This window comes from Ruminococcus sp. OM06-36AC (genome assembly GCF_003438725.1).
Classification (GTDB): Bacteria; Bacillota; Clostridia; order Oscillospirales; family Ruminococcaceae; genus Ruminococcus_C; species Ruminococcus_C callidus.
Genome location: NZ_QSTT01000015.1, coordinates 19,301 through 32,485 on the forward strand (window position 1 = coordinate 19,301; position 13,185 = coordinate 32,485).

The window sequence follows — 13,185 nt, forward strand, 5'->3', positions numbered from 1 at the left end:
CACTCCTATTATACCAGCTAAATCGCAAAAAGTCAATTTTTCCGCAAAGAAATGCAAAAAAGCCGCAATGTGATACGCACACTGCGGCTGTACAAAACGTATTTTTACAAATGCCCTCACGAATTCGGTTCCACGATAATTTCCCGATGCGGCACCGGCGTGGAGAACACGATCTGGGTGGAGGTGTTTCCGAAACGCTGAATCTTTCCGATAAACGTATCCAGTTCCTGCGTGGACGGAAATGCCACCTTGATCAGCATGGAGTACACACCGGTAATGCAGTTGCACTCCAGCACGTTGGGGCAGCTGTTAATGAACGGATAAAACTCCGACTTCTGGTCTGCCGACAGCTCCAGATTGATGAAAGCGGTAATATGATAGCCCAGCTTCTGCCTGTCAATTACGGTATTATATCCCAGAATGATTCCCTGCTTTTCCAACTTATCGATTCTGGAAGAAACCGCCGGAGCCGACAAAAATACCTTCGAAGCAAGCAGCTTCAATGGTGCTCTGGCATTTTCCTGTAACAATGTGATTAACATGGCATCAATTTTATCCATGAATCTATCCCGTCCTTCCTTTGGCTTTCTTTTCAAGAAACCTTATGAAACAAACTTTTTCCGGTGCATCTCTGCATAAATTTGCTTCATGATTTTCATAATTTAAGTATAGCAAAAAGATATGTCTATTTATAAGAGAAAATATAAATTTTCGGATTTTTCTTTATTTTCTTACTTTTTTACGCTGTTAATCTTGTCTTTCGTTTGCTGTACTTCCTGTAAGTTGTTCCGGAAATAATCCTGTGCTTCATCAAGCAAACGATTGACGTATTTTTCCGCAGCATCTTTAATGTCATTGGAGCCGTTCTGTGCCTTTGTCAGCATATCCAGTGCACGCTTTTTGGCTTCCTGCAAAATCGCCTGTTCCGAAATCATGCGGCTTGCACGGGTTTCCGCGTCCTGTATGATTGCTTCCGCCTTTTCTCTGGCTTCATTGATAATGCGGTCGCAGTCAGAATCGATCAGCTTTGCACGCTTGATCTCTGCCGGAATATTCAGATGTGCAGAATTCAGCAGTTCCCGCATGCGGTCTGCATCGATCACAGCCTTATGTGCGGCAAACGGAATCGGGCGGGAACGATCCAGCAGGTCGTCCATATCATCTAAAATTTCTTCTATATTCATGACAGCTTCTCCTTTACCAATCGTTTTACAATCATATCCAGTATTTCCGGCGGCACAAAGTGGCTGATGTCACCGCCAAATGCAGCAATCTGTTTCACCACGCTGGAACTCAGGTACATATTCTCTGAAGTTGTAGTCAGAAAGACGGTTTCGGCTCCGGCGTACAGTTTCCGGTTCGCCAGTGCCATCTGGAACTCGTATTCGAAGTCACTCACCGCACGCAAGCCTTTGACGATCGCCGTTGCTCCTGCGTCTTTGACGTAATCCGCCAGCAGTCCGTCAGAAATATCTACTGTCACATTGGGCAGATCCCGTGTGACACACAGGATCATGTCCCTGCGTTCCTGCGGCGAAAAGCAGGCGTTATTCTTCATGATGTTCTTGGACACCAGCACGATCACCTGATCGAACAGCTTCGATGCACGGGTGATAATATCCAGATGTCCCACTGTAACGGGATCAAAGCTTCCCGGACAAACCGCAATTCGTTCCATATGTGTTTCAGTCCCTTCTGCAAATGTAGGTGGTGACTGTAATAGCACCGTACTTTTTCTGCTTTTTCTGTTCCAGAACGCCTACAGACTGGGGCATTTCCAAACCGGTTTCGTGTTCGCAGATGACAATGCCATTATCCGCCATATGTTCTGCCAACAGCGGCAGCAGCTTTTCATGCATGCCCTTTCGATACGGCGGGTCCAGAATGGCAATGTCAAACTGCATAGCAGTGGACTGCAAAAACGACTGTGCCTCTGTCTGGTGCAGCTGTGCCTGTTCTGCAAACTGTACCGATTCCAGATTTTCCCGTGTCACCTGTAGGGAACGTGCGGAACGATCTACAAATACCACTGATGCCGCACCGCGGCTCAACGCCTCGATTCCCATCTGCCCGCTGCCTGCAAACAAGTCCAGCACTGCCGCATCAGGCAAATCAAACTGAATTGCCGAAAAAATGGCTTCCTTCACTTTGTCGGTAGTCGGACGCACGTCCATGCCTTCCAATGTTTTCAGTCTTCTTCCTCTTGCACTGCCGGCAATTACACGCATACCGATCTCTCCTTTGCAGATGTCATGGGGATTTCCCGCATGACATGTGATTTTCTCAAAGCATGTTCCCCAGGGCAACACACTCTTTTTATTATACAACGAAATGCGGCAAATGTCCAGTATTTTTTTGCAAAGCTTACGATACCGCTTTTAGGCAATACCGCACAAAGATTGTGCGACAGATGCGTCGTCAAATTTTTCGTCAGATGAAACAAAAAGCGGAGTGAATACTTGATGTATTCACGAGCATTTTTGTGAAATATGAGAGTCTGTTTCGTATCTGACGTATGCAGATTGCGTCGTCAGATTTTTTGAGAGATGAAGGGAAAAACGGAGAAAATCCTTTGTGGATTTTCGAGTATTTTCCCGAAATATCTCGGAAAATATACACGCAAGATGCGTGCGGGAAGATACGAAACAGGCTCTGAAGGGAAATTTGCAAGCAGATGGCGTGCAAAGTCGCCAGACGCTCTTTGTGCGGTATTGCCTTTATTTACCCTGTAGAATTTCCGCCGGTCATCTCCTGAATCACGCCGTAGAGCTCCTCAGCAGTTGTCCGATTGATGCCGGCAGTGGTTTCCAGTTCCTCCAGTGTTGCCTGTTTCAGATTCACCAGTGTCTTGAACCGGAGCAGCAGCTTCTGTGCCTTTTTCTCCCCGATGCCACGGACTTTTGTCAGTTTCATCTGATATGAGGACTTGACGTGAATGCTGTGCATATACGCTACGGAGTAACGGTGCACTTCGTCCTGTATCTGCGTCAGCAGGTGGAATGCAGAACGATTGGCAGAAAGGGAGATCTCCCCGCCGGCACTGGAAATGGCACGGGTGCGGTGCTTCTGGTCTTTCACCATGCCGAACACCGGAATGTGCAACCCAAAGCCGCTGATTACCGGTGCAATCGTGTTCACATGTCCCTGTCCGCCGTCCAGCAGAATCAAGTCCGGCAGTCTGGAAAAGCCCTCCTCGTCCTGTGCCAGATAATGTTTCAGCCGTCTGGTCAGGGCTTCTTTCATACAGGCATAGTCGTCCTGTGTGACATGCTCTTTCATGCGAAAACGTTTATAGGCTTTTTTCAGCGGTCTGCCGTTTTCAAATACCACCATGCCGCAGACCATAGAGGTGGAGGAGAGATTGGAAATGTCGTAGGCTTCGATATACTGCGGCGGCTGGGGTAATCCCAGCACGGCTCCCAGTTCCTCCAGTGCCTGCACTTCCCTGCCCGTCCGGTTGAAACGAATCGCCAGTTCTTCGTTGGCATTATTGCGGGAAAGCTGCACGAACTGGCACAGCGTTCCACGTTGGGGAACGGTGATATGCACCCGTCTGCCGGCAAAATTGGTGAACAGCTGCTCGTACATCTCCGGATCGGGCATGGCAAATTCCAGCACGATATTTTTGGGAATCTCTCCGCGGTGATGTTCGTAGTACTGTGTCAGGTAGGAGTCCATGACTTCTTCGCGGGAGGCGTTTTCCTGAAAAAAGAACGTTTCCTTATCAAAAAGCCGTCTGCCGCGATACCGCAGAATGGACACACACTGGGTACCCATATGTTCCGCCATGGCGATCACGTCGGCTTCTTCCAGAGCCGCGTCCATGATCTTCTGGGTTTCTCCGGCTTTGGTCACTGCGGCGATCCGATCCCGCAGCATTGCCGCACGTTCAAAGTCCAGTGCTTCTGCTGCACGCTCCATTTCCTCCTGCATTCGCTTTACGGAATCCGTGCTGCCCATCTGGATATACGCTTTCGCCTGCTGAATCACTTCTGCGTAATCTTTTTGCGAAATGCAGCCGCGGCAAACGCCCATGCACTGCTTGATGTGATAGTTCAGGCAGGGGCGTGTCTTTTTGAAATCCTCCGGAAAACGTTTGCGGCACGTAGGCAGCTGAAATACACGGTTTGCCTCTTTGGCAGCTTCCCGTGCCACATAGCCACTCATATAAGGTCCCAGATAGGTGCCGGCTTTCTTCTTGTTTTTCTCTACCGTCAGTCTGGGATATGGCTCCTCGGAAAAGCAGAGATAGGTATACCCCTTGTCATCTTTCAGCAGAATGTTATATTTCGGCTGATGCTGTTTGATCAGGCTGCATTCCAGAACAAGGGCTTCATATTCCGAGTCGGTGACAATAAAATCGTAGTCATATACATGCTCCACCATACTTGCCACTTTGGGGGTATGGTCAGCTGACTCCCGAAAATAACTTGTCACACGATTTTTCAGATTCTTTGCTTTTCCGATATAGATGATCTCAGACTTCTGATCTTTCATCAAATAAACACCCGGCGACGTTGTTAACTTTGCAGTTTTTTCCCGCAGTACAGGTAAACGACAATTCATACAACGCCTCCGAGTGTTGATTTTCCATTACAATTGATAATGTATTAAGACAGTGCCTTCAGTGCACGCTGTCCGATGTCCTTCCGGTAATGTGCATCTTGGAACGAAATGGTTTTAACGCCTGCATAAGCAGTGTCCAGTGCCTCCGGCAGAGTTGCCGCAGTTGCTGTAACGCCCAGCACACGACCGCCGGCTGTCAGGAATGTGTCCCCGTCCAGCTTGGTGCCTGCATGGTAAACAAAGCAGTTTGCAGTCTGTCCGTTTTCGTCCAGACCAGCGATCGGAAGACCGGTAGCATACTTTTTCGGATAGCCGCCGCTTGCCATAACTACGCAGGCTGCACAGCCGTCTTTCCACTGAATGTCCAGCTGATCCAATGTACCGTTCCAGATCGCCAGCATAATGTCTACCAGATCGGTATCCAGCAGCGGCAGAACTACCTGTGTTTCCGGATCGCCGAACCGGCAGTTATACTCGATGACCTTCGGTCCCTTGGGTGTCAGCATCAGTCCGAAATACAGACAGCCGGTGAACGGTCTGCCCTCCTCCTGCATCGCACGAATGGTGGGCAGGAAAATGGTATCCATACACTGCTGTGCAATTTCCGGTGTGTAGTACGGGTTCGGGGCAACAGTGCCCATGCCGCCGGTGTTCAGACCCTGATCGCCGTCCAGTGCACGCTTGTGATCCATGGAAGAAACCATCGGCTTGACAGTTTTGCCGTCTGTGAAGCTAAGCACAGAAACTTCCGGACCAGTCAGGAATTCTTCGATGACAACCTTAGAACCGCTTTCCCCAAAGATCTTGTCTTCCATGATCGATGCGATCGCATCAAAAGCTTCCTGTTCATTCTGGGCAATGACAACGCCTTTTCCCAGTGCAAGACCGTCTGCTTTGATAACTGTGGGATATTCGTTCTTCTCTTTCAGGTAAGCTTCAGCTTCCTGCGGCTTGTCAAATACACGATATTCCGCAGTCGGAATGTGATACTTCTGCATCAGTTCCTTGGAGAACACCTTGCTGCCCTCCAGGATCGCTGCGTTTTTCTTCGGTCCAAAGGTCATAAAGCCCTCTGCCTGCATCGCATCTGCCATGCCCAGTACCAGCGGATCGTCCGGTGCAACAAACACCAGATCCACTGCCAGTTCCTTTGCCAGCTTGACCATACCGTCAATATCGGTTGCCTTTACCGGAAAACACTTCGCATACTTGGCAATGCCGCCGTTGCCCGGTGCACAGTAAAGTGCCTCGACCTGCGGGCTCTCTGCCAGTTTCATGACGATGGCGTGTTCCCGTCCGCCGCCGCCAACCACTAAAATCTTCATGCTGTCTTCCTCCTGCGATCAGTGATGGAACAGACGAATGCCTGTGAACGCCAGTGCCATATTGTACTTATTGCATGTTGCAATAACATGGTCATCACGAATCGAACCGCCCGGCTCTGCGATATACTGCACGCCGCTCTTGTGAGCACGTTCGATGTTGTCGCCGAAGGGGAAGAATGCGTCAGAACCGAGGCAAACCTCTGTGTTCTGTGCCAGCCATGCCTGCTGTTCTTCCTTGGTGAACACTTCCGGCTTTACCTTGAATGTATTCTGCCATGCACCTTCTGCCAGCACGTCCATATATTCATCAGAAATGTACACGTCAATTGCATTGTCACGATCCGGACGGCGGATACCGTCTACGAACTGCAAGCCCATAACCTTGGGATGCTGACGCAGCCACCAGATGTCTGCCTTATTGCCGGCAAGACGTGTGCAGTGGATACGGGACTGCTGTCCGGCACCGATACCGATTGCCTGACCGTCCTTGACATAGCATACAGAGTTAGACTGGGTATACTTCAGCGTAATCAGGGAAATCAGCAGATCTCTCTGATATTTTTCCGGAATTTCCTTGTTGTCGGTAACAACATTGGACAGCATTTCCTTGTCGATCTTCAGGAAGTTATGTCCCTGTTCAAAGGTAACGCCAAATACCTGCTTCCGTTCCAGTTCTGCCGGACGGTATGCCGGATCGATCTGAATGATATTATAGGTACCCTTCCGCTTGGACTTGAGGATTTCCAGTGCCTCCGGCTCATAGCCCGGTGCAATGATACCGTCGGAAACTTCCCGCTGGATCATCTTTGCAGTGGGCACGTCGCAAACGTCAGACAGAGCGATAAAGTCACCGTAAGAAGACATACGGTCTGCACCGCGGGCACGGGCATAAGCACACGCCAGCGGAGAGAGTTCACCCAGATCATCTACGAAATAGATCTTCTTCAGGGTATCAGACAGCGGTGCACCAACTGCGGCACCTGCCGGAGAAACGTGCTTGAAAGAAGTTGCCGCACACATGCCGGTTGCTTCTTTCAGTTCCGATACCAGCTGCCAGCCATTGAAAGCGTCCAGCAGATTGATATAGCCCGGCTTGCCGTTCAGTACAGTGATCGGCAGATCGCTGCCGTCCTCCATATAGATGCGGGACGGCTTTTGATTCGGATTACAGCCGTATTTTAATTGCATTTCACTAGCCATGAAAGTGCCTCCTTACTGATTCTTGTTTACGATTCTGGTTTCAGTTTTCTTGGTCTTGAGGTCGATGTACCGAACGAACAGAGAAACCTTGTTCTCCGCATTCAGGCTGTTCCACAGCATTTCTGTGAACGCATCGATGTCACCGGAAACCGCAATTTTCTGCGGTTCGCCGGAAAAGCTCGGCAGCGGATTTCCATCACCCTCATAGGTGTGAATGAAATGTCCAACGCCGGCAATGGGATTAGAATAGGAGAATGTATATCTCTGGCAGGAGGAAGGATCGCCGTCTGCACTCTTCAGAATAGACAGTGCATAGGAAAAGCCATTATTGCTCTGGTCGATCAGTCCGGAGATACGCGGAGTATAGTTCGGTGCGTCCGGTTCGAACTCACGGGTCCGCAGGGATTCCTCAAAAGTTTTCCCAGCCTGCATCAAATCATACACAGTGTCTGTCTGGTCGCCATTGGTCACAATGGTATAATCTCCCAGAACGCGAACCGGTGCGTAGATGATCAGGCTCGGGTCTACCATTTTCGACGGGTCAAATGCCTGTGTGCGGATACCTGCACCGTCTTCTACGAAAACGCGGTTCCGACTGTTTTCACTTCTTCCCATGATAAAGTATGCAGAAACCGCATACGCTCCGTCCTCCGAACGTCCCAGCACAATGCCGCGACCCGGATAAGAATTCTGCTGCAATTTCTGCTGCAATGATGCAATCTTCATAATTTCCTCCTACTGATATTGCCTTTACTGCTTAATGAATACGGTTTTCTCTCGAACTTCTAACTGTCCGTTGCAGAACAGGTTCACTGCCTGCGGCAGAATCTGCCACTCTGCTTGTTCCATGACACGCTTTTGCAGCACTTCCGGTGTGTCGTCCGGAAATACGGCAACGGGCTGCTGTAAAATGATCGGCCCGTCATCGGCGACTTCGTTGACGAAGTGCACCGTCGCACCGGTAAACTTTACGCCCCGTGCCAAAGCTGCCTCGTGTACACGCAGTCCGTAGAATCCCTCTCCGCAAAAGGATGGGATCAAAGACGGGTGCACGTTGATGATCTGATTATGATATGCCCGAATGATCGACTGATCCAGAATGGTCATGAAGCCTGCCAGTACGATCAGATCGGCATATTCCTGAAACAGTGCTTCCAGCAGTGCCTTGCTGTACATTTCACGAGATGCAAATTCTTTCGGGACGATAACGCGGGTGCCAATGCCGTTTTCTTTGGCTCTGGTCAGTGCGTATGCGTCCGGATTGGAGGAAATCACACAGGTGATTTTTCCGTTCGGAATCTTCCCGTTTTTCTGTGCATCGATCAATGCCTGCAAATTCGTTCCGCCGCCGGAAACCAGCACAACAATATTTTTCATTTTGCTCTGCCTCTTTCTATTACTTGAGGATCACGCCCTCATCAGATGCAACCAGTTCGCCCAGCACATAGGCATGTTCCCCTGCTGCATTCAGAATGCGGATCGCCTTATCTGCATCTTCCTGAGCCACGCATACCATCATGCCGACACCCATATTAAAGGTGTTGAACATGTCGTGTTCCGGAATCTTACCAGTCTTTGCGATCAGGTCAAAGATCGGCAGAACCTGCACGTCGCTGCGGTCGATCTTTGCAGACAGCCCCTTCTTCAGTGCCCGCGGAATGTTCTCATAGAAACCGCCGCCGGTGATGTGAGCGATAGACTTCGGCTGTACCTCTGCCAGCAACTGCTGAATCGCGTTGACATAGATCTTGGTCGGTGTCAGCAGGCAGTCGCCCAGTGTGGTGCCCAGATCAGAGAAGTGACGAGCCAGATTCTGTTCGTTGACTGTGAATACGTTCCGGATCAGAGAGAATCCGTTGGAATGTACGCCGCTGGACTGCATTGCGATCAGCACATCGCCTTCCTTCTGGCTGTCCATGTTCAGGATCTTGCTCTTATCTACGACACCAACGGCAAAACCGGCAACATCGTATTCATCTTCCGGATAGAAGCCCGGCATCTCGGCAGTTTCGCCGCCGACCAGTGCACAGCCGGACTGTACGCAGCCCTCTGCCACACCGGAAACGATCGATGCGACCTTTTCCGGAACGTTCTTGCCCAGTGCAATATAGTCCAGGAAAAACTGGGGCTTTGCACCGCAGCAGATAATATCATTGACGCACATTGCCACACAGTCGATACCAATGGTAGTATGCTTATCCATGAGAAAGGCGATTTTCAGCTTTGTTCCTACGCCGTCTGTACCGGAAACCAGTACCGGCTGCTGCATTCCTGCCACATCCAGTGCATACAGACCGCCGAAGCCGCCAATGTCTGTCAGCACATTTGCTGTCATGGTTCTGGCAATATGGGACTTCATCAACTCCACTGCCTTGTAACCGGCAGTGACGTCTACGCCTGCCTTTTTATAGCTTTCCGAATAGCTTTCCATTTATGTGTTACCTCCAAAGTTTGTCGGGCGAATCCGATACGGAACCGCCGCAGGAAACCGCCTTTCGCAATTTCCCGATCATTCGCCTATCTTCTTTTCAAATTTATCTTTCGGCATTTCCTTCGGCACTTCGATAGGATAATTGCCGGTGAAACATGCTGTACAAAAACCTGTCTGCGGTGTCATGTCCGGCGTTGCCAGCGACTGCACACCTTCTATGCTCAGATACCCCAGTGTATCTGCTCCGATATGTTCACAGATCTCCGGAATGGTCATCTGGCATGCGATCAGGTTTTCCTTACTGTCAATGTCCACGCCGAAATGGCACGGATTTGTAAACGGCGGACAGGAAATCCGCATATGCACTTCTGTTGCACCAGCTTCCCGCAGCAGACTGACGATCCGCTGGCAGGTCGTGCCGCGGACAATACTGTCATCTACCAGAATGACACGCTTGCCTGCCACAACGCTTTTTACCACATTCAGCTTGATCCGCACGGAATCCGTCCGCATCTTCTGATTGGGCTGGATAAAGGTTCTGCCGACATAGCGGTTCTTGATAAAGCCGACTTCATATGGGATTCCAGAAGCCTGTGACAGTCCCAGTGCGGCATCCAGTCCGCTGTCCGGTACACCGATAACTACATCCGCTTCTACCGGATGCTCTTTCCAGAGCAGCTTTCCGGCACGAATACGGGCATCGTGTACGGTACAGCCATTGATGACAGAATCCGGACGAGCAAAGTACACATACTCAAACACGCACAAAGAGGGCTTCTGTCCGCAGTGTGTCCGGACAGAACGAACGCCGTCGCTGTCTGCAATAACAATTTCGCCGGGATCCAGTTCCCGTTCGAACTCAGCCTCTACGCTGTCCAGTGCACAGGTTTCCGAAGCAAATACGATACTGCCGTCTTTCCGCAGTCCCATACAGAGAGGACGGAAGCCGTTGGGATCTCTGGCAGCGATCAACTTCTGCGGGGACATAACGACCAGGGAATAAGCACCTTTCAGGTCATACATGGCGTATTCCACAGCTTCTTCAATAGAAGAACGCTCCAGTCTTTGTTCCGTCACCGCATAGGAGATCACTTCAGTATCGTTGGTGGTGTGAAAAATCGCACCACGCAGTTCATACTTTCTCCGCAGCTCATGTGCATTGACCAGATTACCGTTATGGGCAATCGACATGGGACCTTTTACATGGCGGACCACAATGGGCTGTGCATTGGAACGGCTCGGCTTTCCGGTTGTGGAATACCGCACATGTCCGATCGAAATGTTCCCTTGTCCGAGTTTTTCGATCTGACTGCGGTTAAATACCTCCGGCACCAATCCCAGATCCTTATGATGCGAGAAAACGCCACGATCATTTACTACGATCCCGCAGCTTTCCTGCCCTCTGTGCTGAAGTGCATACAGTGCAACATATGTCATCGCCGCAACGTCTGTGGTGTGCGGTGAATAGACACCAAACACACCGCATTCCTCATGCAGTCCTGTCTTCAATACAATCATTCCCTTCCGTTCCAGCAATACGAACAGAGCTGACAGTCGGGTTTTCCTACGGCACGAATCGTGCCTTCCAGCGATTGAAATTCCAATGACGTCAGTTGCAGACGCCGACAGATTTCGTCCCGAAGCAGCTTTCCACGCTCTGTGTTAGAGTTGCTGTACTCGTCAATATGCTGCAAACCGGCAACGCCCTCATTTTCATCAATGATCTGGCGTGCGATCAGTTCCATCTCCGAAGTGCTTCTGGAGAAGTTCAGATATTTACAGCCGTACATAATCGGCGGACAGGCAGACCGCATGTGGACTTCCTTCGCACCGTTTTCATAGAGAAACTCAACCGTTTCCCGCATCTGTGTGCCCCTAACAATGCTGTCATCTACGAAAAGAAGTTTCTTGCCCCGAATGAGTTCCGGAACAGGAATCAGCTTCATTTTTGCAACCCGATTCCGCATGGACTGATTGGCTGGCATGAAGCTTCTCGGCCATGTGGGTGTATACTTGATAAACGGTCTTGCAAATGGAATGCCGCTTCGGTTGGCGTAACCAATGGCGTGAGGAACACCGGAATCCGGAATGCCGCAGACGTAATCCACGTCCGGAAGCTTTCCGTTTTTCATATCGTTCTCCGCCATGATCTCACCGTTTTTGGTACGCATCACTTCTACATTCACGCCCTCGTAGCAGGCGGTGGGATACCCGTAATACGTCCAGAGGAAGGTACAGATCTTCATCTTCTCCGTTCCCTCATAGAGAACTTCGTAGCCGTCCTTGGTCAGACAGGTGATCTCCCCTGCCTTCAGTTCGTGGCAGGTTTCATACCCCAGTTTCTGGTATGCAAAGGATTCGAACGAGAAGCAGTAGCCGTCTGAACGCTTTCCGATCAGGATCGGCAGCTTTCCTGCCCGATCTCTTGCACAGATAATGGAATCCTCTGTCATGATGACCAAAGACATGGTACCTTCAATTTTACTTTGAGCATAGCGGATCCCCTCCACGAAGGTCGGCTTCTGTGCGATCAACGCACCGATCAGACCGCCGGAGTTGATGTTACCGCTGCTCATGGTTTCAAAGTTTGCACAGCCGCTTTCCAGAAGTTCTTCGGAAAGTGCCTTTGCATTCTGAATAATGCCGATCGAGCAAACTGCATAAAGCCCCAGTTTGGAACGCACCATGATCGGCTGGGGATCTGTATCACTGATACAGCCGATGCAGATATTGCCCCGCATTTTCTCCACGTCCTTTTCGAACTTTGTCCGGAAAGGCGAGTTTTCAATGCTGTGAATATTCCGCTGGAATCCCAGTTCCGCAGAATAGGATGTCATACCACCGCGTCGTGTCCCCAGATGTGAGTGATAGTCCGTCCCATAAAATACGTCGAGAACGCAGTCGTTTGCTGAAACTGCACCAAAAAAGCCACCCATGAATTATTCTCCAAAGATCCGCTTCATAACTTCCTGATAAGCTTCTTCTGTACCGCCCATATCTCTGCGGAAACGGTCCTTATCCAGCTTCTCGTTGGTCTTTACGTCCCACAGACGGCAGGTATCCGGAGAGATCTCATCTGCCAGAATGATTGTACCGTCAGACAGACGACCGAATTCGATCTTGAAGTCGATCAGGCGAATGCCGATAGACAGGAAGAACTTCTTCAGAACTTCGTTGACCTTGCGGGTGTAATTCTTGATCGTGTCGATTTCTTCCTGTGTTGCCAGACCCAATGCCAGTGCATAGTCATCATTGATAAACGGGTCGTTCAGTTCGTCGCACTTGTAGCTGAATTCCAGAATCGGGCACAGCAGATCTTTGCCTTCTTCTACGCCCATACGCTTGGAGAAGCTGCCGGCTGCAACGTTGCGGACAATAACTTCCAGCGGTACGATAGAAACTTTCTTTACAGCAGTTTCGCGGTCGCTCAGTTCCTCTACCAGATGAGTCGGAACGCCTTCCTTTTCCAGCTGCTTCATGATGTAGTTGGACATACGGTTGTTGATAACACCCTTGCCAACGATTGTGCCCTTCTTCTCGCCGTTGAATGCAGTTGCATCGTCCTTATAGTCTACGATCACAACTTCCGGATTCTCGGTTGCGAATACTTTCTTTGCCTTGCCCTCATAGAGCTGTTCTGTTTTTTTCCAATCAGCCATTTTC

The 13,185-nt window shown here is 50.1% G+C and carries 13 protein-coding genes; all 13 read right to left on the bottom strand.

Features of this window, described 5'->3' with window-relative positions; all coding sequences use genetic code 11:
- Window positions 1-116: 116 nt before the first annotated feature.
- The 13 genes from DXB92_RS09850 to purC all read right to left on the bottom strand — a co-directional run bounded on the left by DXB92_RS09850 (window position 117) and on the right by purC (window position 13,181).
- A complete protein-coding gene (locus tag DXB92_RS09850; RefSeq protein WP_021682441.1) occupies window positions 117-560 on the bottom strand; it encodes an Lrp/AsnC family transcriptional regulator in 444 nt (147 codons plus the stop codon).
- Window positions 561-731: 171 nt separating this feature from the next.
- Window positions 732-1,184, bottom strand: coding sequence for a vacuolar-type H+-ATPase subunit H (locus DXB92_RS09855; protein WP_117733741.1), 453 nt, complete (start codon window positions 1,182-1,184; stop codon window positions 732-734).
- Window positions 1,181-1,678: a pantetheine-phosphate adenylyltransferase gene (gene coaD / locus DXB92_RS09860; RefSeq protein ID WP_021682443.1), complete on the bottom strand. Its 498-nt coding sequence runs from the start codon at window positions 1,676-1,678 to the stop codon at window positions 1,181-1,183. Before coaD ends, DXB92_RS09855 begins: the two co-directional genes overlap by 4 nt.
- Window positions 1,679-1,685: 7 nt before the next feature.
- Window positions 1,686-2,228 (bottom strand): 16S rRNA (guanine(966)-N(2))-methyltransferase RsmD, encoded by a 543-nt coding sequence (gene rsmD / locus DXB92_RS09865; protein WP_021682444.1) that lies wholly within the window; start codon window positions 2,226-2,228, stop codon window positions 1,686-1,688.
- Window positions 2,229-2,721: 493 nt separating this feature from the next.
- Complete coding sequence (gene uvrC / locus DXB92_RS09870) at window positions 2,722-4,566, bottom strand: excinuclease ABC subunit UvrC (RefSeq protein WP_117733742.1); 1,845 nt, start codon at window positions 4,564-4,566, stop codon at window positions 2,722-2,724.
- A 44-nt stretch (window positions 4,567-4,610) separates the two neighbouring features.
- The gene (gene purD, locus DXB92_RS09875) at window positions 4,611-5,891 is read right to left on the bottom strand and encodes a phosphoribosylamine--glycine ligase (RefSeq protein ID WP_117733743.1); all 1,281 of its coding nucleotides are present in this window, start codon (window positions 5,889-5,891) and stop codon (window positions 4,611-4,613) included.
- Between the two features lie 18 nt (window positions 5,892-5,909).
- Window positions 5,910-7,091, bottom strand: coding sequence for a phosphoribosylaminoimidazolecarboxamide formyltransferase (locus DXB92_RS09880; RefSeq protein WP_021682448.1), 1,182 nt, complete (start codon window positions 7,089-7,091; stop codon window positions 5,910-5,912).
- A gap of 12 nt (window positions 7,092-7,103) precedes the next feature.
- Complete coding sequence (locus tag DXB92_RS09885; protein WP_117733744.1) at window positions 7,104-7,817, bottom strand: IMP cyclohydrolase; 714 nt, start codon at window positions 7,815-7,817, stop codon at window positions 7,104-7,106.
- Window positions 7,818-7,841: 24 nt separating this feature from the next.
- Window positions 7,842-8,468 (bottom strand): phosphoribosylglycinamide formyltransferase, encoded by a 627-nt coding sequence (gene purN, locus DXB92_RS09890; protein WP_117733745.1) that lies wholly within the window; start codon window positions 8,466-8,468, stop codon window positions 7,842-7,844.
- A gap of 19 nt (window positions 8,469-8,487) precedes the next feature.
- A complete protein-coding gene (purM, locus tag DXB92_RS09895) occupies window positions 8,488-9,522 on the bottom strand; it encodes a phosphoribosylformylglycinamidine cyclo-ligase (RefSeq protein WP_117733746.1) in 1,035 nt (344 codons plus the stop codon).
- 78 nt (window positions 9,523-9,600) lie between these two features.
- On the bottom strand, window positions 9,601-11,040 hold the full coding sequence (gene purF / locus DXB92_RS09900) for an amidophosphoribosyltransferase (RefSeq protein ID WP_117733747.1): 1,440 nt from the start codon (window positions 11,038-11,040) through the stop codon (window positions 9,601-9,603).
- Window positions 11,037-12,458: an amidophosphoribosyltransferase gene (locus DXB92_RS09905; protein ID WP_117733748.1), complete on the bottom strand. Its 1,422-nt coding sequence runs from the start codon at window positions 12,456-12,458 to the stop codon at window positions 11,037-11,039. The genes purF and DXB92_RS09905 overlap by 4 nt, the downstream gene beginning before the upstream one ends.
- Before the next feature lie 3 nt (window positions 12,459-12,461).
- Window positions 12,462-13,181, bottom strand: coding sequence for a phosphoribosylaminoimidazolesuccinocarboxamide synthase (gene purC, locus DXB92_RS09910; RefSeq protein WP_021682454.1), 720 nt, complete (start codon window positions 13,179-13,181; stop codon window positions 12,462-12,464).
- Window positions 13,182-13,185 lie beyond the last annotated feature (4 nt).

Coding starts and splice junctions, on each gene's coding strand:
- purM (WP_117733746.1), bottom strand. CDS start 9,522: ATGGAAAGCTATTCGGAAAGCTATAAAAAGGCAGGCGTAGACGTCACT.
- purF (WP_117733747.1), bottom strand. CDS start 11,040: ATGATTGTATTGAAGACAGGACTGCATGAGGAATGCGGTGTGTTTGGT.
- DXB92_RS09905 (WP_117733748.1), bottom strand. CDS start 12,458: ATGGGTGGCTTTTTTGGTGCAGTTTCAGCAAACGACTGCGTTCTCGAC.
- DXB92_RS09885 (WP_117733744.1), bottom strand. CDS start 7,817: ATGAAGATTGCATCATTGCAGCAGAAATTGCAGCAGAATTCTTATCCG.
- DXB92_RS09855 (WP_117733741.1), bottom strand. CDS start 1,184: ATGAATATAGAAGAAATTTTAGATGATATGGACGACCTGCTGGATCGT.
- purC (WP_021682454.1), bottom strand. CDS start 13,181: ATGGCTGATTGGAAAAAAACAGAACAGCTCTATGAGGGCAAGGCAAAG.
- purN (WP_117733745.1), bottom strand. CDS start 8,468: ATGAAAAATATTGTTGTGCTGGTTTCCGGCGGCGGAACGAATTTGCAG.
- coaD (WP_021682443.1), bottom strand. CDS start 1,678: ATGGAACGAATTGCGGTTTGTCCGGGAAGCTTTGATCCCGTTACAGTG.
- DXB92_RS09880 (WP_021682448.1), bottom strand. CDS start 7,091: ATGGCTAGTGAAATGCAATTAAAATACGGCTGTAATCCGAATCAAAAG.
- DXB92_RS09850 (WP_021682441.1), bottom strand. CDS start 560: ATGGATAAAATTGATGCCATGTTAATCACATTGTTACAGGAAAATGCC.
- uvrC (WP_117733742.1), bottom strand. CDS start 4,566: ATGAATTGTCGTTTACCTGTACTGCGGGAAAAAACTGCAAAGTTAACA.
- rsmD (WP_021682444.1), bottom strand. CDS start 2,228: ATGCGTGTAATTGCCGGCAGTGCAAGAGGAAGAAGACTGAAAACATTG.
- purD (WP_117733743.1), bottom strand. CDS start 5,891: ATGAAGATTTTAGTGGTTGGCGGCGGCGGACGGGAACACGCCATCGTC.